The following is a 17,326-nucleotide window of genomic DNA, read 5'->3' as shown; positions in this document are numbered from 1 at the left end:
TCCACGACCCAACCTGCGAAACTGGGCGGCCCTGATGACGATCCCGCACTTCGCTCATGCGCCCTCGGTCCTGCCGCGGGTCCCATTCGCCCCCGCCCTTCGCTAGGCCATGGCCCGACTGCGACAGCAGTTGCGCTCCGTGCTGTTCTGGGGCCATTTGATCTGCGGGTTGGTGGCCGGCGCGGTCATCGCCATTCTCTGCTTCACCGGGGCGGTGCTGGCCTTTGAGGACGAGGTCCTGGCCTGGGTGGAACCGCCGCCCCAACTCAGCCAGGCCGAAGCCGCCGAGGTGCGGCCCTTTCACCCCACCACTGTGATCGGACGCATCGAATCACTCCACCCCGGCGATCGGGTCACATCGCTGCGCTTTTACCGGGACCCGCGCCGACCCTACTGGGTCAGTTTCCGCGACCAACCCACGCGTTACCTGCACCCCGGCACATTCGCCATGATGGAAAACGAGCGTGGCGCCTGGCGGAAGTTTTTCAGTTTCAACCTGAGTCTGCACCGTCAACTCGCCGCGCCGCGTTCCTCTGCGAAGGAAGCGCGGTGGTGGAACCGCAACCTTGGCAATCGCATCATCGCCATCACCACCGGCGTGTTTCTCTTCCTGTGCCTCAGCGGCCTCTGGCTGTGGTGGCCACGCCGAATGAACTGGCGAACCTTCCGCCAGCTTGCCCGGGTGCGCTTGGACCTGAGGGGACTCAAGCGGGACTGGAACTGGCACAACGCTCTCGGCTTCTGGATGCTGTTGCCGCTGGCCGTGATGTGCCTCACCGGCCTGGCGATCTCATTCGAGGCGGTGCGGAATGCGATCTATCCCGGGTCCACCGAAGCACCGGTCGAAATCATCGCCCCATCCCCGGATGCACCCGCCGCCTCACCCGATTTGGTTTTCGAGCGCATCACCGAGGTGGTTCCCGACTGGACTTACATGATCTTCTACCTGCCGCGCCTCCGCGAGGACGGCACTCTCATCCCGCGCCCCCTCACCATCTACACTCGGGATGCGTCATGGCCGACCGCTCCCTACACGACGCTGCGTTTTAACCCCTACTCCGGGGAACTCCTGCGCGCACCGCTTTGGGAGACCCTTTCGCCCTCTCAAGCCATGCGGGTGCTCAACGACACCCTGCACACCGGAGAGGCCTTCGGCGTCATCGGCAAGGCCGTCGCCAGTCTCTCCTGCGTCGGCGGACTGATCCTCGTTTACACCGGCTTCGCCCTCACTTGGCGGCGTTGGCGGCGCTTCCGCTCCCGCCGTCGCGCGTCCGCCTAGGTCGAATCCTCGGCCCCTTTTTAACCTCACCATGAAACCTACCCACGATTCCCTCCTGCGAGTGACCTTCCGCGCCCTCGCTTCCCTCTCGGCGGCCCTATGGGTCACCGCCCCACCTCACAGTTTCGCGCAAGCGGAGCCTGTCTCCCTCGACACCATGATCGTCGAGGGCGAGGCCGAACAGATCTCCCAGGCTTACACCGCTCTAAAATCCGGCACCGCCCTGCTCGATACGCCGGCCTCCGTCAGCCTCGCCACCGAGGCATTGCTGGACGCCCAAGGGGCCGTCAGCCTGCAGGACGCCATCCGCAACCTCAGCGGACTCGGTCAGGCCGGCAACAACTACGGCATCGGCGACCAACTCGTCATCCGCGGCCAGGAAATCTCCTACACCTACGACGGACTCGACGCCGGGTCCGGTGGCAGCGGCGGCGGCTCCGGGGCCACCGTGCGCTCGCTCACCAACGTTGAGCGCGTCGAGGTGCTGAAGGGGCCCGCCGGCACGCTCTACGGCATCGGTGGCGCCGGTGGCATCGTCAACCTGGTGGAAAAACGCCCGCAGCCCGTCGCACACGATCGCCTCCGCGCCTATGTCGGCACCTGGGAAACCTACGGCGCCGAGTATGACTTCAACCGTCCGCTCAACGAACGTTGGAGCTTCCGTTTCATTGCCTCCACCCGCCAGAGCGAGGGCTATCGCAACTTCAACGAAGACCGCACCGAGTTCTATCCCTCCCTGCGTTTCGACGCCAACGCCGACCACACCCTGCTCTTCACCGGCGCCTACATCGCCGACCGCGTGCAGGTCGATTCCATCGGCCACCCCGTGCGCATCTTTGACGAAAGCAGCACCGGCGTGCCGGCCGCGGAGGCCACGGTCGCCGACATCCCCAACGGCCCGACCGGCGGCGGACGCGTGCAGCTCACGCCCGATCAACAGCAACAACTCATCGACAGCCTCGCGCCCGGCGACGGCACGCAACCGTTCGACCTCGGGAACGTGAGCCTCATCTCACCCCTGGCCCGACCGACCGACGGCGAGGAATTCCGCTTCAAGGTCCGCCATGATTGGTCCATCGGCGCCGACACCGCCTTCGCCCAATACGCGCAGTTCCGTTCCTACGGCTCCGACTACGTGCGCCAGACCGGCGCCTACAATTACGTCTACTGGAACCGCAACGGCAGCATCAACGCCGCTCCCCGCGCCCCCCTCGTCGAAAACGGCGTGCTGTATCCCTACGCCGCCCGCCGTCAGGAATACCGCAAGGTCGATTTTCAGGAAGACACTCTGCAATACTTCGCGGAGTTGAAACACCGCATCTCCCGCGGCGAGGTCACCCACGATCTGCTGGCGACATCCTACCTCGAATGGCGAGACTACGAGACGCAGAACTGGAGCGTCTACGACGCCGACAATTCCCGCTCGGCCGCCAACCCCGTCCCCTACATCTACGATATCCGCTCCCCCAACTGGCCCACCGGTCGATTCGAAGACTACGAGCAGTATCCATCATCTGACTACACCAAGGACGTGACCTCGATCGGAGCCGGCCTGCAGGATGTGATCACCTTGCCCCACGATCTCACGGCCCGCTTCGCCGTCGGTTACAACCGCATCAAACAGGACTACGACAACAACCTCCAACGTTCCGGCGATCCCCTGCCGGTCGCCTCCAGCGACGAAGGGCTCAACTACAACGCCGGCCTGTCCTGGCGGGTGCGGCCCCAGACCTCGGTCTTCGTGACCGCCGCACAAGGGCGCACGGCCTACAGTGTCACGGGCTCGGTTAGTCTCAACAACCCGCCCGACAGCGAATCGGAAAACTTCGAGATCGGCCTGCGCCACCAGATGCTCGACGGCCGTCTCCTCTTCTCCACCGCGTTGTTCGCCACCTCGCGGACCCACCTCCGCTACGGCAACCCACTCTACGACGACGACCCTGGTTCACCGACCTACAACATCGAGGTGGATCCCTACCGCTACGACGGCTACGAGGAAACCCGCGGCGCCGAGCTTGATCTCAACGTCAACCTCACCGACCGCTGGATGATCAACGCCAACGCCACTTACCAGGATCCCCGCACCCGCCGGGATCCGGGCACCGGCACGGTCACGGGACTGCAGAAAGGCCTGCCCCGCGTCTTTGGCTCGGTCTGGGCCCAGCATGTGTTGGCCACCGAGTTTGCGGGCGGTCGGGTGACCCTCGGCGGTGGGGTGACCCATACCGGCCGGCGCTCGATCAATTCCACCTCCTTCGGTATCGCCCAGGCCTACGTCGACGCCTTCACCACGATCGACGCCATCGTGCGCTACGACAATCCGGACCACTGGAACGTCCAGCTCAACCTCAACAACGTCACCGACGAGGCCTACTACGACCTCGCCCAGTTTCTCGGCGGCCGCCCGGGCGAACCCTTCAACGCCACCGTGACCTTCACCGCCGAATTCTGACTCCGGTGGTCGGTTGCGCCGGTCCCATCGTCAACCGCCTCGGCCTTTCCCTGCGGCTCGGACTTATCCCTGCCGCAGGGACCCTCGGCGGGCCTTAATTGACCGGCCGCGAGTGGAGAATCCACCGCCGAATCTGCGATGCTAACGGCCTCAATTCGACCGCCCGCAACCACACTCATGTTCTCCCGTTTTTCCGCCCATCCGTCCTCGCCCTCGGCCACGACCTCCGCCCGGCTGTCCCGTTGCTTCGCCACCACCGCCGATGGTCGCATCCCCCTCACCCTGGACTGGCCGCGACACTTTCAACGCCTGGGCGAAGAACCCCGGCTCGCCCTCCAAACCCGGCACGCCCGCGCCCGACTCATATCGCTCGGCCCCTTCCCGGTGGGTGACACCATCTCCGGCGATTTCCAGCGGCCCGATTGCCGCCTGCGTTTTCACTACCACAACTGGAGCAACGTCTGGGCCCAGCTGTCCCCCTGCGACTGCTGCGGATCACCGGGTCGTATCGACTTTATCAATACTCACGGAGCCGAATTTATGCAGGTATGCGCCGCGCCCGATGCTCCGGCCATCGCCTGGGCCCTATTGCTCGGCACCTTGGCTGAACGGACTCCAGCGGAACTGCCCGAGCTCCCAGCCGCCCCGTTTTCCTCCTACGAACTCCCGCGCCTGCCGCGTCGGGCGTGGGCCCTCGAGGCCTCGCCGGCCGCGATCAGCGAATTCCTCCAACAGCTCGGTGCCGACCCTCAGCCGGTCACCGTTTGCCTGCACACCGGCGACGTCTTCCACCACCGTGTTTTCGTGCCCGCCGCCGTGAGCTGCGACCCGCACCTGCTGCAGGCCGGTGATCGTCGCACCACCGTGCAACTCGCCCACCACAACGCACTGCATCCGCACCTTGAGGCGAGCACCCGCGGCCTCTGGCTTCACCTCGCCGACGCCACCGGTTCCATCCTCCTCTCCCTCGGGCCCGGCGACGCCGAAGGCCCCGCCCGCGCCGCCTGGGATCACACCCTACACCAACGCTTCAACCTCTGACCTGTTCCGCTGACGCGGTGATCTCCGTCGGCTCTCCCCCTCCTCCCTCCTCCGCCATGCCCGACCTTCACATCCACTTTGCCACCATGACCGGCAACGCCGAAACCGTTGCCACCGACACCCAATCTCGCGCCACCGACGAAGGCTGGACTGCCCATGTCCACGACCTCGGCGACCTGACACCGCAGGATCTCACCGACCGCGAACTCGCCGTGTTCATCGTGTCCACTTGGGGTGACGGCGAGCCGCCCGATGATGCCGCCGATTTCTGGTATGCGCTCGAAGAGGCCAACCTCGATCTATCCGGCATGCGCTTCGCCGTCTTCGGTCTCGGGGACAAGGATTACACCGAGTTCAACGGCTTCGCCCGGCAACTGGACGCTCGTCTCGCCACCCTCGGGGCCACGCGTCTGCTCGATCGCTTTGATGCCGACCTCGACTTCGACGAGACCTTCCCAGCCTGGGCCGATCGCTTCTTCACCCGCCTGGCCGTCGAACGCGAAACCTCCGGAACGTGATGCCCCACCTCCGCCCCAGTCGTCGCGAACAAATGGATACACTGCGCTTCGTCGTGGCAGCCATCGTCGCCCTGCTCATCACCACCGCCTTCATCCTGTCGCTCCACTGAAGCTGAGCCCGCCATGACCTCGCCGCTCCGGGTCGTTGGTCGCATCGTCGCGGCACAGCTGAGAATGCGATTGATTATCAAAACCAATTCGCCCCGGACGTGCCCGTCCTCTTGCGCCGCGCGGGGCCTCGGCGCATATTGAGACCAGTTAGCCAATAACCACCTCACTCCCTGAAAGGATCTTAATATGGAAACCACGACCGCCACCACCACCAAGGCCTGCGCCACCTGTTCCCACTTCAAGACAACCGACGCCACCGAGGGCGAGTGCCGTCGTCGTGCGCCGCAAACCATCGCGTTCAACGTCGACGACGATGTGAAGTTTGAATCCCGCTTCCCCACCACCAAGGCCTCCGACTGGTGCGGAGAATACGAGCAGGCCTGATCCCTCAGCCTACCTACCTCCCCCTTTCGCCGCTGACCACCCCGGTCAGCGGCTTTTTTGCGCTCCAATCCCAGGGACCACCGACGCCCACCCCGCCAACGCGGTCATCCCCGTCGCCGCGTTTGCCCCTCATTCCCTCTACCCCTCAATCGTTTCGCCCCGCCGGCCCTTACTCAAATTCTGCGACCCATTCTCATCTTTCTTCTTGAAACCGCGTCTCATTCTCGATCCTCTACGGCAACTTCTTGAGAATGAGTCCCATTACTGAGATTGACCACCTGCTTATTGAGATCGCGTCTCCCCTCGCCCGCGAGGCCGACACGATCCTTGATCTGCGTGCCGCCGCCTCCGCCGACCCACATCCCGGCCGCTGCGTGAGCTGCTATTTTAAACTCCTCGCCGCCGCGCCCGCCGATCTCACGCCGCGCTTCACCCCGTTGCGCCGCTGGCTCGAAGCACGCATCGAAATCACCGCGACCGACGATCAACGCCAAACCCTCCTCGAGGTGCTGCCGCTGCAACTCGACGACGCCGATCTCGAGTCCTGCTGCCGCCGGGCCATGAACCACATCTTCGAGGATCGGGCCTACCCGCAATCCAGCGAGATCGGACTCCGTTTCCGCTTCCGCTCCGCCACCCCGACCTCGCCGGTGGCCTCCTCCGCCGCGGCTTAAGTCGTGTCCGACTCCATTCCAGTCGCCTCAGCCAACAACGCCTTCGTCACCGCGGCCGCCCAACACTGGCAGCGCGCCGGTCAGCGCATCACCCACGTGCGCACGATCATCTGTCAGGTCGTGGCCGTGCGCGACGTCCTTTTCACCGCCGATCAACTCCTGCCGCTGGTGCGCGCCGTCGATCGCGGCATCTCCCTCGCCTCCATTTACCGCACCCTTGGCGACCTCAGTCGTTTCGGCCTGCTCCATGAGAGCCGCGGCACCCACGACGAACGCTGCTACGCCGTCGTGCCCCCGGAACGCGCCGGGACGCTCGCCAGCGCCGTCACCGTCGTCTGCCGCGACTGTGGAGAACTGCATCCTCTCCACGCTCCCTGTCTGGCCATGCGCGAAACGTTCGGCGTGCGGCAAGCAGGGTTCAATCCGCGCAAACTCGACCTGCGCATCGAGGCCGACTGCCAGTCGCTGCGTGACACCGGCCACTGCGACCGCTCCGACCGCCGCAGCAACGCCAAGGCCTAGTCGCCCCACCCATCCGCCGACCGCGGCCGGCTCCGATGCGCTGACTCCGGACCGCCCGCTCCTCCTTTTCCGCCACTATCTTCCACTGAGTCCGATTTCCGAAACTACACCGCAATGAACATCACTGCCGTTTCTCCGTCCCAATTCCTCCGCTTCGGCGCGGGGCTCCTCGCCCTCGCCTTGGCCGCAAACGCCCACGCGCAAACGCTCCCCGACGCCGACACCCTCTCGCTCAGCGAGCTCACCGTCACCGCCAAGCGTGAATACCGCACCTCCCAAGGCGCGACCAATCTGCCGCTCACGCTCAAGGAGACGCCGCAGTCGATCAGCACGATCGACCAGGAAGCCATGCGCGATTTCGCCACCACCGGCACGCACGACGCCCTGCGCCTCGGCACCGGCATCACCGTCGACCAATGGGAAACCAGCCGCACGTCCTACAGTTCCCGCGGCTTCGACATCATGCTCACGCAGGTCGACGGCCTCGGCATGACCAACGACTGGGGCCTGGTCGTCGGCCAGCAGGACACCTACCTGTTCGACCGCATCGAACTCATCCGCGGCGCCAACGGTCTGCTCACCGGCGTGGGCAACGCTTCCGGCACCATCAACTACGTGCGCAAGCGCCCCACCAATACCAACGGCGGCGAGTTCAGCCTCCGCGCCGGCTCCCACGATCTCTTGCGCGCCACCCTCGACTACAACCAGGTCCTCACCGACTCCGGTTCCTGGGCCGCCCGTTTCGTCGTCGCCCACGAAGACACCGACTCCTACCTCCGCGCCCTCCAGGACCGCCGCACCACCGTCTATGGCGTCGTTGAAGGCCAGGTCGGCGCCTCCGGCGTGCTCACCGCCGGCTTCTCCTACACCGAGTCGCTGCAACAGTCGCCCATGTGGGGTTCACTCACCCTCCTGCTCGCCGATGGCACCCAGGCCGAATTCGACCCCTCCGCCTCCACGTCGCAGGACTGGACCCGCTGGGAGCTGAGCGCCCTCAACGCCTTCGTGGAGTATGCCCACGCCTTCTCCGACGACTGGGAAGCCAAGCTCACCTACAACCACCGCTCCGGCGACGAGGCCGTGAAACTCTTCTACGCCTACACCTTCACCGGCGCCCTCAACAACGACTACACCGGCCTCGTCGGCTGGCCCTACCGCAGCGACTCCGAGTCGAGCGCCAACATCGTCGACGCCAGCCTCACCGGCCGTTTCGACGCCTTCGACCGCCGCCACGAGGTCATCGCCGGCCTCAGTTATTCGCAGCAGGACACCTATACCGACGCCTACAACATCGTCAGCTCGGCCGACACCACCCTGCCCGCCTTCCCCTACGCCGGTGACATCTTCCCCGAGCCCGTCTGGGGCGACACCTACGTCGGCAGCGACGGCGACCAGTCCCTCCTGCGCTTCTACGCCGCCACCCGCCTCGCTCTCAGCGACCGCTTGAAAGCCATCGGCGGCATCAACGCCATTAAGCTCGAGCGCGACGGCACCTCCATCTACGGCGGCGGCGTCAACCTCGACAACGAGACCACCGAAAAAGTCAGCCCCTATGCCGGCCTCACTTACGACCTCACCGACCACGTCCTGGCCTACGCCTCCTACTCCGACATCTTCCAGGCGCAGGATCAGCGCGACATCAACGGTGCCTTTCTCGCCCCGATGAAGGGCGTCAACTTCGAGGTCGGCCTCAAAGCCGAGTGGCTCAACCGCCGCCTCCTCACCACCGCCGCCTACTTCGACGCCGAACAACAAGGCCTCGCCACCGAAGCCGGCTTCGATCCCGTCGCCCAACAATCCTACTACGAACCGCGGGACGTGCGCTCACGCGGCTTTGAGTTCGAAGCAACCGGTCGCATTGGCGAGCGCACTCACCTCACCGCCGGCATCACCCGCATGGAACTCACCGGCCCGGACGGCAACGACATCTACGAATGGATCCCGCGCACCATCGTGAGCCTGCGCGCCGACACCCGCCTCGCCGCACTGCCGCAGCTCAAATTCGGCGCCGGCCTCCGTTGGCAATCCGACGTCTCCAGAGACGGCGGCGCCCGTCAGGATTCCTACCTGCTCGTCAACGCCTTCGCCGCCTACGAACTGAACCGCAAGGCCACCGTCCGGCTCAACGTCGACAACGTCACCGACGAGAAATACCTGCGCACCGTCCAATACGGCGCCATCTACGGCGCCCCCCGCCAATTCTCCGTCGCCTTCGACTACAAGTTCTAAACCACGAATGGACACGAAAGGCTTCGGCTACCGCCTACGCACCGCAGCTGGATGGCGGGATTGGAAGCTGAACGGTAGTGAAGCCCATCCGTGTCCATCCGTGGTTAAAAACTCGTCCTGCCCGCTCCATGCGTAAACGCCTCTGGCAACTGCACTCCTGGCTCGGCCTCTTCGCCGGGCTGGGCCTCGTCCTCATCGGCCTCACCGGCAGCGTGCTCGTGTTTCACCACGAGATCACCCGCGCCCTGCAACCCGACCGTGTCCTGCGCGAATCGCCGGTCGACGCTCCACGCCTGCCGCTCTCGCAACTCATCACCACGGTCGAGACCGCCCAGCCCGACTTCTGGGTGCGCGGCTGGTTGCTCTACCACGGCGACGAACGCCGTGACGTCGCCTACCTCACGCCCCACGCCGACTCGAACGACTGGCACATCGTGACGGTCGATCCTGCCACCGGCACACTCGGCACGGCGACGCCAGTCGCCACACACGACACGATCTACGGCTGGTTCGTCGACCTGCACTACACCTTCTTCGCCGACCACGTGGGTCTCGTGCTCACCGCTCTGCTGGCGATCATTTTCATCTTCCTCAGCCTCTCCGGCCTCTACCTGCATCGTGCGTTTTTCAAAACCGTCTTCCGCCTGCGCTGGGGCCAGAGCTGGCGCCTCTTCTCGTCCGACGTGCACAAGGCCGTCGGCATCGCCTCACTGCCTTTCAACCTGCTGCTCGGCTTCACCGGCGCCTACTGGAACATCGCCCACGTCATCGAGGAAATGAGTCACGACCACGAGGAAGCGGAGGTCTGGACGACCTACGAAGGTCGCCTCGATCGCGTCGATGAGCTGCCCGCCTTGGCCGAATCCCAGTGGCCGGGCTACGCCTTCAACTACGTCTACCTGCCCACCGCCGAGGACCAACAGTTCTACGTCTTCGGCCAGACCGAACCCGGCGCGGCCTTGCGCAGTCGCTACGGCAGCACGCTCTGGCTCGATGCCGCGTCATTGGAAATCAACTACGAGAAAGACCTGCGCAACGCCGGACTCTGGGCGCGCGTCGTCGACAGCTTTGAGCCACTCCACTTCGGCGACTTCGGCGGACTCGTTTCCAAGATCCTCTGGTGCCTCGCCGGCCTCGCCCCCGGCGCCCTCACCCTCAGCGGCGCGCTGATCTGGTTTCATCGCCGCCGCAAACAACCGCGTTCGCCGACCTCAGTCGTTTGACCCTGCAGCAAGTCCGCCGCGACGGCGGCGCCACCAAGCAAAACCGAGGCACCCGAGGCCCGCCAGTGCCGCGTAAGTCGACGGCTCCGGCACGGCCGACAGATTGAAATAGTCCGTGCCCGAGCCGGTCACGAAAGTGTAGTTCTCCACGTCCAGCTGCAGGCTGTCGTCCAGCAGCGCCTGAAACGAAAACGTCCCATCCAGATCCGCCGTCACGCCGCCGCCCGCGCGTTGCCCGCTCGTCGATCGCGTGACCTGCGTAGTCAGAATTTGCGTGCCGCGAAAGGTGATGGTCTCACCGAGATTCAGGTAAAGGTAACCAAAGGTCGACGTCGGCGAGGCCGGATAACTCTGTGCCTGAATGTCACCGCTGGAGTTGACCGTCGTGCCGGCATTGTTCGAGAGCGTGGTCACCGCAAAGGTGCTGTCGTCCTCGGTATCCACTTCACCGATACTCAAGCTGCTGTAGATCGTGTAACGGCCGCTGGTGCCATCGATGCCCGAGTAGCCCGCCGTGCCGGTCATCTCCAGCACCACCTGCACGCGCACCGCCGTGCCGATCTCCGCCGGGTTCGCCGGATCGATACGCAGGGTGTCGGTAAAGGCCGTCTGCGTGGCGGTCGAGCCAGTCAGGTCCGTGCCAAAACCCGTCGTCGAGTTTTTGGTGAAATAGGCCTCGGTGTGCGTCACCCCGTAGCTCGCCGTCACGGTGCCACCCGCCTGCACGGTCATGGCCCCACTGGCATAATCCACGGATGCCGAGGCTCCGGCGGTGCCGGTGTCCAAGGCCTCGGCCGCTGAGAGGCGATTGTTGATTTCCACCGAGCTCGCAAACTGCGCGGAGAGCCCGACCGGAGCGAGGGCCAGCAGGCCGGTCAGCAGAACAACCCGAAAATCGGTGACGGAGGTGATGAGGAGTCGACTCAACATGATCGTGCTCACCCTACCATCGATGCACGCACGACGCTTCCGGCGGTGTTTTCCGGAGCTTTGCCCTTGTCGCTGTCCCCGGACCTTTTAACGCTCCGCGCCCCAATGGAGGACGGCTGCCACCTTGAAGTGTTTCTTGTCAGCGGCGACCACGGTTGGGAACTCGACCAGTGGCGCTTCCGCTGCGATGTCACCGCCCCCGCCAAGCACGCCCATCGAGGTGATCGCTACGGGCGCCTCGCCACCGCGCTCACCTGGACCCGCGCCATGAAAGCGATCGTGCTGTTGGTCCTGCGTCACGCCGCCACCTCCGACACCTGGGCCACCGTGCAAGGCGGTCGCGGCACCCCCGCCCGCACCTTGGCCAACCTGCTCGAACACCCCGAGCGCAGCAGTGCCGCCACCGCCTTCTCCGACCATCGCGGCCACTGCCACCTCAAAAACCTGCTCGAGCTCAACACCGCCGGTCGCGACCCCGGTGGCGCGGTGCGCCACGCCGTCGGTTTTCGCGCCCACCAGCTCCCGCCGCATCAGGTGCAGGTTCACCTCGACGGCCAACCTTGCCGCGACGCCGCCCGCCTCAACGCCGTCGCCGACGAACTCGCCACCGCATGGTCGCCCGCCGTTCGCCCCGCTCCCGCGTCCCCACCCCGACCCGCGCGTCCCACCATCGATCTCAACGACGCCGTGGCACGTTTCTACCGAGATGCGGTGCAACACGGTTGGTTGCAGGCCACCACTCACTCCCTCGCCGACCTCGTGCCCGGCGCCCTCCACCTCGCATTTACCTCTTCCCGCCAACAGGAGTTCGACTACGCCCACAGCGGCGGAACCGATGGTGATTCATTTCTGCTTAGCACCATGAGCACCGCCGACAGCCACCCACTCATCTATCGCTGTCAGGGTCAGGTGCACAGCATCTCCGAGGTGCTCAGCGCCACCGCTTGGCGCGAACGCGCCATGTATCGCGCCGCGCGACCTCATCTGCAAATGGGCGATGCCCTCGGCTCCGACTGGCGACTCGCTGATGGTCGGATGCTCAACGCCTGCACCATTCGCGAACAACGCAGCTTCACCGAGCAAGACCGCCGCGCGCTCGCTTGGCTGGCCCCTCACCTGCGCAACGCCGCGTCCCTGCATCTGGGACCGCCAACCTCGCACCGCACGTCACGTCACCTGCGCATCCTGCCGCTCGCCGACCTGCCCACCGGCACCGCGACCTTTCAACGCGAACTCAGCGCGCACCTGGCGCCCCTCGCGCCGCAGCCCGATGCCAGGCTGCACCAGCAGGTCAGCCAATGGTGGCGCCGCCATCAGACGTCCTCTCGCCAACGTTCGCGGGCCTCATGGTTTCGCGCCGCCGACGGCCTCACCGTGGTATGTGTCCCACCCGGCCCCAACCGCGACGGCGCGATCGTGGCCGGCCTGACCACCGGTTAGTCCCGGGCGCGTGAGCGCGCCACAGTCACTTCGTTTTGAAGCCGCCCATCAGATAGATGATGAGCACGATCAGCAGCACCAGCCCGAGGCCACTGCCGCCGATCGCCGGACCACCGACATAAAAACCACCACCGCCAAACAGCAGGAGGAGCAAGAGGACAACGAGGAGTAAGTTCATAGGATGAAATGCGATGGTGTTCAGGAATTTGAAGCACTCGCTGCCTGCGCTGACCCCGCTCCTCCAATTCGGTTTTCATCGCTGCTAAAATACTGGGGCAGTCACGTCGCACCACCAACGCCGGTCCCGCCAACGCGGTGATCCCCGACCGCCCCGCCCGTTTGGAAAGCGTCTCCCTAAGACCTCTTCAGTTCGTCCATCTCAACGCGAATCGTTCGTCGTCGTTGCGGTAGTTCTTTCGTTCCAACACGGTGTTCTCGGCGATCAATATCATGTGACCGACGGCCGGATAGGCCGTGTCATAGAACGACAGTTCGGGCGAGAAACCCTCCAAACAGTCCAGGAACCTATCCAAGGCGATCTGCGCGGCATTCCGATCATCCCGCCGCCCGTTAAATCTGTTTAGTAGCAACAGCGCTTCCGGAAACGCAGGTTTGATTTCCAACGCCCGCTGAATCCTTGTCATCGCAAACTCCGAATCCAGGACGGCATGGGCGCCTTCTGCACCGATCCTGATTTCCACGGAAGCCCAGAGTGCCAAGGCATTTTCGGCATCCCACTCGAGCGCCTTCTCGACCATCGCCGCGCTGTCGATCGCCAGGTAACGGTCCATATTGGTCTTGAATGAAAACCAAGCGATACGGGTATAGAGCGCACTGAGCACCTTCGCGATTTCGGCTTCCGGCGCTTCCTCCAAGCCGTTGGCCTTCACAAATGCCAGCGCGGATCGATAGTGGTTGGCGGCATTCCGAAAATGCTCACGACCAATCGCACCATTTCCGATCACGCCCATCCGCATTGCTTCTGCCTCCAGTAAGCCGGCGTATTGTTCTCGAGCCGCCGCTTCGGCGAGGTTTGCCAGGGTTTCGCTTCTCGAATCAGCGCGCAGACCAACCGAGACCAGCCAGAGGCAAGCGAGTAGAAATAGAATGAGCGTTCGATGGTTTCTCAAAGCGGCAGGTTTAGCGAAGGCGGATCCCATCTCTTTGCCCGATCCGTTAGCGCGGGGACCGAGCCTTGCAGAGTTCGGAAGCGACGGTCTGGCGCGGCGTTTTTTGGGGAAAAGCATGGCGAGATTCATGCCGAAATTCGGGAAAGCAGCGCTAAGTGCCGAGGGCCAGTCGCAGGAAGCGTCCGCATCCTGCTCGTCGATACCACCATTGACGAGTTGAGAACTTCAACCGCCGTCTCCCATCACCCGCCCTCCTTGCGACACAGCGCTAAAACGCATCCGCGAAAGGAAACGCTTGATGAGGCGCGAATCAAGCGACCCACCTTCCCCCGCCGCTTGCGTGCGCTGCCGGTCTGGTGTCTACGTGCGGGCAAACCTCCTTGCCATGACTCCCCTCGTCATCCGTCACACCACGTCCTACCGCTACTCGAGCCCTGTCCGCCTCGGCGGTCACCGCTTGCTCCTGCGACCACGCGTGGGTCACGACCTGCGCATCACCAGCTCCAGCCTCGAGATCGACCCGACCCCGGCCAAAATCACCTGGTCGCGCGACGTGCATAACAACTCGGTCGCCTCCGTCACGTTCACGGACACGCCCACCGATCACCTCACCCTCCGTAGCGAGGTGCAGGTGGAACACTACGACATCAAACCCCTCGATTTCATCGTCGAAGACCGGGCCGTAAACTACCCTTTCGTGCTCGACCCGGCCGAACGCATCGACCTCACCCCCTACCTCACGCCGGTCTTCAACGCCGATCAAAAGGTCGTCGGCGAATGGGCCAAACAGTTCGCCCCCACCGGCCAGACCGTCGAAACCTACGCCCTGCTCGATCGCCTCAACCGCACCATCGCCGACACCTTCACCTACGCCGCCCGCGAGGAACCCGGCGTGCAACGCCCGGCCAAAACCTTGGCCAAACAATCCGGCTCCTGCCGCGACTTTGCCACACTCATGATCGAGGCCTGCCGCTACCTCGGCCTGCCCGCCCGCTTCGTGAGTGGCTACGCCTCCACCGAGGACATCCCGGCCGCTATGGGCGCCACCCACGCCTGGACAGAAGTTTTCCTGCCCGGCGCCGGTTGGAAGGGCTTCGACAGCACCGGCGGCGTCGTCACCGGCCCCAAACACATCGCCGTCGCCGTCGGCCGCGACCCGGAAACCCTGCCGCCCGTCGCGGGCGGCTTCGCCAGCGAAGACCCCAACGTGACCTCAACCCTGGAGGTCGACGTCAGCGTCACAAGCAACGGCGGCAGCAACTAAGTCCGCCCCCACGCAAGTCCGGGGTCGACGCCCCCGGCTACAACAATGCACCGCGCTGTAGCCGAGGTCGGTGACCTCGGTTGCGTCCCCGCAACCCAAACGCGGGCAACCCATCCGATGTAGCAGCGGCCGTGTCGGCCGCTCCCACCTGCCTCTCGGCGCAGATCAGAAAGACCTGCTCAATCCTCCGCCCGCAGCTCGGCCAGCAGACCGCGCAAATCGAGGGCACGCGTATACATGGCCAGCTGGCCCGCATCGTCCAAGGGCCATTCGTCTCTCGGACGATCCCAATACAGCTCGACGCCGTTGCCATCGGGATCACGCAGGTAAAGCGCCTCACTCACGCCGTGATCAGCCGCGCCGTCGAGCTCCACGCCACCGCGTTGCAAACGCAACAGCGCATCGGCCAGATCAGCTCGCGTCGGATAAAGCAGCGCCAAGTGGTAAAGCCCCGTGCTGCCGCGCGGCGGCGGGGATCCGTGGGCGCTCTCCCACGTGTTGAGCCCGATATGATGGTGGTAACCCCCGGCCGACACAAACGCCGCCTGCGTGCCGTAGCGCTGCATCAACTGGAAGCCCAGCACTCCGCAATAAAAGCCGAGGGCCCGCTCCAAGTCGGCCACCTTCAGATGCACGTGGCCCACGGTTACCCCGGCCGCGATCGGACGATCATTCTCTGTAGTCATTTGCCGCCAACGGATGCGAAATCACGCAAAACGCAATGCGCGACACATCGTGCTGGTAAGGTGGACGCGGACGTCCCCGGCCGCGTCATGGCCCAAACGTTTCGCGCCAAACGCAACGCGCACCCTTTGCCATTTTTGCGGCGAAACGGTCCCTCGGCTTGCCGCTCCCTCAGCCGCCACCCAGCGTCGCTGCCCATGAGTGCGACGGACTACCGCTTCCGCCCCGCCGATGCCCTGATCGGCCTGCAATTCCTCATGGTCGCCTTTGGCGCCCTCGTCCTCGTGCCCTTGCTCACGGGGCTCAACCCCAACGTCGCCCTGTTCACCGCCGGCGCCGGCACCCTGCTGTTTCAGCTCATCACCCGCCGCGCCGTGCCGCCCATTTTCCTGGCGTCGTCCTTCGCCTTCATCGCGCCCATCTCGCATGGCGTCGCAACTTGGGGCATACCCGGCACGCTGTCCGGCCTCATCGCCGCGGGTCTGCTCTACGTCGTGCTCAGCCTCGCCATCAAACGCTTCGGCACGCGCATCCTGCACCGCTACCTGCCGCCCATCGTGGTGGGTCCCGTCATCATGAGCATCGGCCTGATGCTCGCCCCCGTCGCCGCCAACATGGCCATGGGCCGCACCAGCGACGGCGCCACTCAACTCGTGCCCGCCACCCCTTCGCTCTGGCTCGCGGGCATTTCGCTCACGGTGACGATCCTGATGACCCTGCTCGCCCGCGGCCTCTGGAAACTGCTCGCCATCCTCAGTGGCATCGCCGCCGGCTACGCCACCGCCCTCGTGCTCGGTCACGTGAGCTTCGAGGCCGTCGGCTCCGCGCCTTGGCTCGCCGTGCCCGACTTCGTGTGGCCGCAGTTTAACGCCGAAGCCATCCTCTTCATCCTGCCCATCGCGCTGGCGCCGGCGGTCGAACACATCGGCGACATGCTCACCATCAGCCGCGTCACCGGGACCGACTACCTGGAGAAACCCGGCCTGCATCGCACCCTGCTGGGCGACGGCCTCGCCACCATGCTGGCTGGGTGTTTCGGCGGTCCGCCCAACACCACCTATTCGGAGGTCACGGGAGCGGTCACCGTCACCCGCGCCTTCAATCCGGCCATCATGACTTGGGCGGCACTCTTTGCCGTGGCGCTCGCCTTTTGCGGCAAACTCGGTGGCTTGCTTGCCACTGTGCCGGTGCCGGTCATGGGCGGCATCCTGCTGCTACTCTTCGGCACCATTGCGGCCATCGGCATGCAGACGCTCATCCATGCCAAGGTCGACCTCAGCCAGCCCCGCAACCTCATCGTGGTGGCGCTCATCCTCGTCTTCGCCATCGGCGGCATGACCCTCAATCTCGGCGGCGTCAGCTTCAGCGGCATCGGTCTCGGCGCTCTCACCGGCATCCTCCTCAACCTCGTCCTCCCCGAGCCTAAGGGGTCAATCTTATAATCT

General features: G+C 64.8%; 16 protein-coding genes. 12 read left to right on the top strand and 4 right to left on the bottom strand.

All coding sequences use genetic code 11. The annotated features are described in order from the left end of the window. The first annotated feature begins 109 nt into the window (after positions 1-109). The 9 genes from K1X11_RS18955 (at position 110) to K1X11_RS18915 (ending at position 10,433) form a co-directional block, all read left to right on the top strand. Positions 110-1,279, top strand: a complete 1,170-nt coding sequence (locus K1X11_RS18955) for a PepSY-associated TM helix domain-containing protein (protein WP_221030732.1) — start codon at positions 110-112, stop codon at positions 1,277-1,279. Between the two features lie 31 nt (positions 1,280-1,310). Then, positions 1,311-3,731, top strand: coding sequence for a TonB-dependent receptor (locus K1X11_RS18950; protein ID WP_221030731.1), 2,421 nt, complete (start codon positions 1,311-1,313; stop codon positions 3,729-3,731). Between the two features lie 177 nt (positions 3,732-3,908). After that, entirely contained in the window at positions 3,909-4,772 is an 864-nt protein-coding gene (locus tag K1X11_RS18945) for a hypothetical protein (RefSeq protein ID WP_221030730.1), read from the top strand. Between the two features lie 56 nt (positions 4,773-4,828). Beyond that, the gene (locus K1X11_RS18940) at positions 4,829-5,290 is read left to right on the top strand and encodes a flavodoxin domain-containing protein (protein WP_221030729.1); all 462 of its coding nucleotides are present in this window, start codon (positions 4,829-4,831) and stop codon (positions 5,288-5,290) included. 297 nt (positions 5,291-5,587) lie between these two features. Continuing rightward, complete coding sequence (locus K1X11_RS18935; protein WP_221030728.1) at positions 5,588-5,785, top strand: hypothetical protein; 198 nt, start codon at positions 5,588-5,590, stop codon at positions 5,783-5,785. A 251-nt stretch (positions 5,786-6,036) separates the two neighbouring features. Further along, positions 6,037-6,459, top strand: a complete 423-nt coding sequence (locus K1X11_RS18930; RefSeq protein ID WP_221030727.1) for a hypothetical protein — start codon at positions 6,037-6,039, stop codon at positions 6,457-6,459. A 3-nt stretch (positions 6,460-6,462) separates the two neighbouring features. After that, positions 6,463-6,981, top strand: coding sequence for a Fur family transcriptional regulator (locus K1X11_RS18925; RefSeq protein WP_221030726.1), 519 nt, complete (start codon positions 6,463-6,465; stop codon positions 6,979-6,981). A 114-nt stretch (positions 6,982-7,095) separates the two neighbouring features. Further along, complete coding sequence (locus K1X11_RS18920) at positions 7,096-9,210, top strand: TonB-dependent siderophore receptor (protein ID WP_221030725.1); 2,115 nt, start codon at positions 7,096-7,098, stop codon at positions 9,208-9,210. Positions 9,211-9,338: 128 nt separating this feature from the next. Further along, on the top strand, positions 9,339-10,433 hold the full coding sequence (locus tag K1X11_RS18915) for a PepSY-associated TM helix domain-containing protein (RefSeq protein WP_221030724.1): 1,095 nt from the start codon (positions 9,339-9,341) through the stop codon (positions 10,431-10,433). Here K1X11_RS18915 and K1X11_RS18910 read toward each other — a convergent pair. Beyond that, on the bottom strand, positions 10,422-11,363 hold the full coding sequence (locus K1X11_RS18910) for a PEP-CTERM sorting domain-containing protein (RefSeq protein WP_221030723.1): 942 nt from the start codon (positions 11,361-11,363) through the stop codon (positions 10,422-10,424). The genes K1X11_RS18915 and K1X11_RS18910 overlap by 12 nt on opposite strands. A gap of 66 nt (positions 11,364-11,429) precedes the next feature. Between K1X11_RS18910 and K1X11_RS18905 the strand changes: the two genes are divergently transcribed. Continuing rightward, positions 11,430-12,803: a hypothetical protein gene (locus tag K1X11_RS18905; RefSeq protein ID WP_221030722.1), complete on the top strand. Its 1,374-nt coding sequence runs from the start codon at positions 11,430-11,432 to the stop codon at positions 12,801-12,803. A gap of 25 nt (positions 12,804-12,828) precedes the next feature. Here K1X11_RS18905 and K1X11_RS18900 read toward each other — a convergent pair whose 3' ends face one another. Then, positions 12,829-12,981 (bottom strand): hypothetical protein, encoded by a 153-nt coding sequence (locus tag K1X11_RS18900; protein WP_221030721.1) that lies wholly within the window; start codon positions 12,979-12,981, stop codon positions 12,829-12,831. 187 nt (positions 12,982-13,168) lie between these two features. Beyond that, the gene (locus K1X11_RS18895; protein ID WP_221030720.1) at positions 13,169-14,062 is read right to left on the bottom strand and encodes a hypothetical protein; all 894 of its coding nucleotides are present in this window, start codon (positions 14,060-14,062) and stop codon (positions 13,169-13,171) included. Positions 14,063-14,318: 256 nt separating this feature from the next. On the opposite strand from K1X11_RS18895, the gene K1X11_RS18890 reads away from it, so the two are divergent. Beyond that, positions 14,319-15,197: a transglutaminase family protein gene (locus K1X11_RS18890; RefSeq protein WP_221030719.1), complete on the top strand. Its 879-nt coding sequence runs from the start codon at positions 14,319-14,321 to the stop codon at positions 15,195-15,197. A gap of 179 nt (positions 15,198-15,376) precedes the next feature. On the opposite strand, the gene K1X11_RS18885 is transcribed toward K1X11_RS18890, so the two are convergent. After that, positions 15,377-15,883: a VOC family protein gene (locus tag K1X11_RS18885; RefSeq protein ID WP_221030718.1), complete on the bottom strand. Its 507-nt coding sequence runs from the start codon at positions 15,881-15,883 to the stop codon at positions 15,377-15,379. A gap of 195 nt (positions 15,884-16,078) precedes the next feature. Here K1X11_RS18885 and K1X11_RS18880 point away from each other — a divergent pair, with 195 nt between their 5' ends. Next, positions 16,079-17,323, top strand: coding sequence for a uracil-xanthine permease family protein (locus K1X11_RS18880; RefSeq protein WP_221030717.1), 1,245 nt, complete (start codon positions 16,079-16,081; stop codon positions 17,321-17,323). Positions 17,324-17,326: the final 3 nt, after the last annotated feature.

This window comes from Actomonas aquatica (assembly GCF_019679435.2).
In the GTDB taxonomy this organism is placed as follows: Bacteria; Verrucomicrobiota; Verrucomicrobiia; order Opitutales; family Opitutaceae; genus Actomonas; species Actomonas aquatica.
Note: the sequence above shows the minus strand (reverse complement) of the source record. Positions and strands in the feature narration are given on the sequence as shown.

Coding starts and splice junctions, on each gene's coding strand:
- K1X11_RS18920 (WP_221030725.1), top strand. CDS start 7,096: ATGAACATCACTGCCGTTTCTCCGTCCCAATTCCTCCGCTTCGGCGCG.
- K1X11_RS18935 (WP_221030728.1), top strand. CDS start 5,588: ATGGAAACCACGACCGCCACCACCACCAAGGCCTGCGCCACCTGTTCC.
- K1X11_RS18930 (WP_221030727.1), top strand. CDS start 6,037: ATGAGTCCCATTACTGAGATTGACCACCTGCTTATTGAGATCGCGTCT.
- K1X11_RS18945 (WP_221030730.1), top strand. CDS start 3,909: ATGTTCTCCCGTTTTTCCGCCCATCCGTCCTCGCCCTCGGCCACGACC.
- K1X11_RS18880 (WP_221030717.1), top strand. CDS start 16,079: ATGAGTGCGACGGACTACCGCTTCCGCCCCGCCGATGCCCTGATCGGC.
- K1X11_RS18915 (WP_221030724.1), top strand. CDS start 9,339: ATGCGTAAACGCCTCTGGCAACTGCACTCCTGGCTCGGCCTCTTCGCC.
- K1X11_RS18910 (WP_221030723.1), bottom strand. CDS start 11,363: ATGTTGAGTCGACTCCTCATCACCTCCGTCACCGATTTTCGGGTTGTT.
- K1X11_RS18895 (WP_221030720.1), bottom strand. CDS start 14,062: ATGAATCTCGCCATGCTTTTCCCCAAAAAACGCCGCGCCAGACCGTCG.
- K1X11_RS18885 (WP_221030718.1), bottom strand. CDS start 15,883: ATGACTACAGAGAATGATCGTCCGATCGCGGCCGGGGTAACCGTGGGC.
- K1X11_RS18955 (WP_221030732.1), top strand. CDS start 110: ATGGCCCGACTGCGACAGCAGTTGCGCTCCGTGCTGTTCTGGGGCCAT.
- K1X11_RS18940 (WP_221030729.1), top strand. CDS start 4,829: ATGCCCGACCTTCACATCCACTTTGCCACCATGACCGGCAACGCCGAA.
- K1X11_RS18950 (WP_221030731.1), top strand. CDS start 1,311: ATGAAACCTACCCACGATTCCCTCCTGCGAGTGACCTTCCGCGCCCTC.
- K1X11_RS18900 (WP_221030721.1), bottom strand. CDS start 12,981: ATGAACTTACTCCTCGTTGTCCTCTTGCTCCTCCTGCTGTTTGGCGGT.
- K1X11_RS18890 (WP_221030719.1), top strand. CDS start 14,319: ATGACTCCCCTCGTCATCCGTCACACCACGTCCTACCGCTACTCGAGC.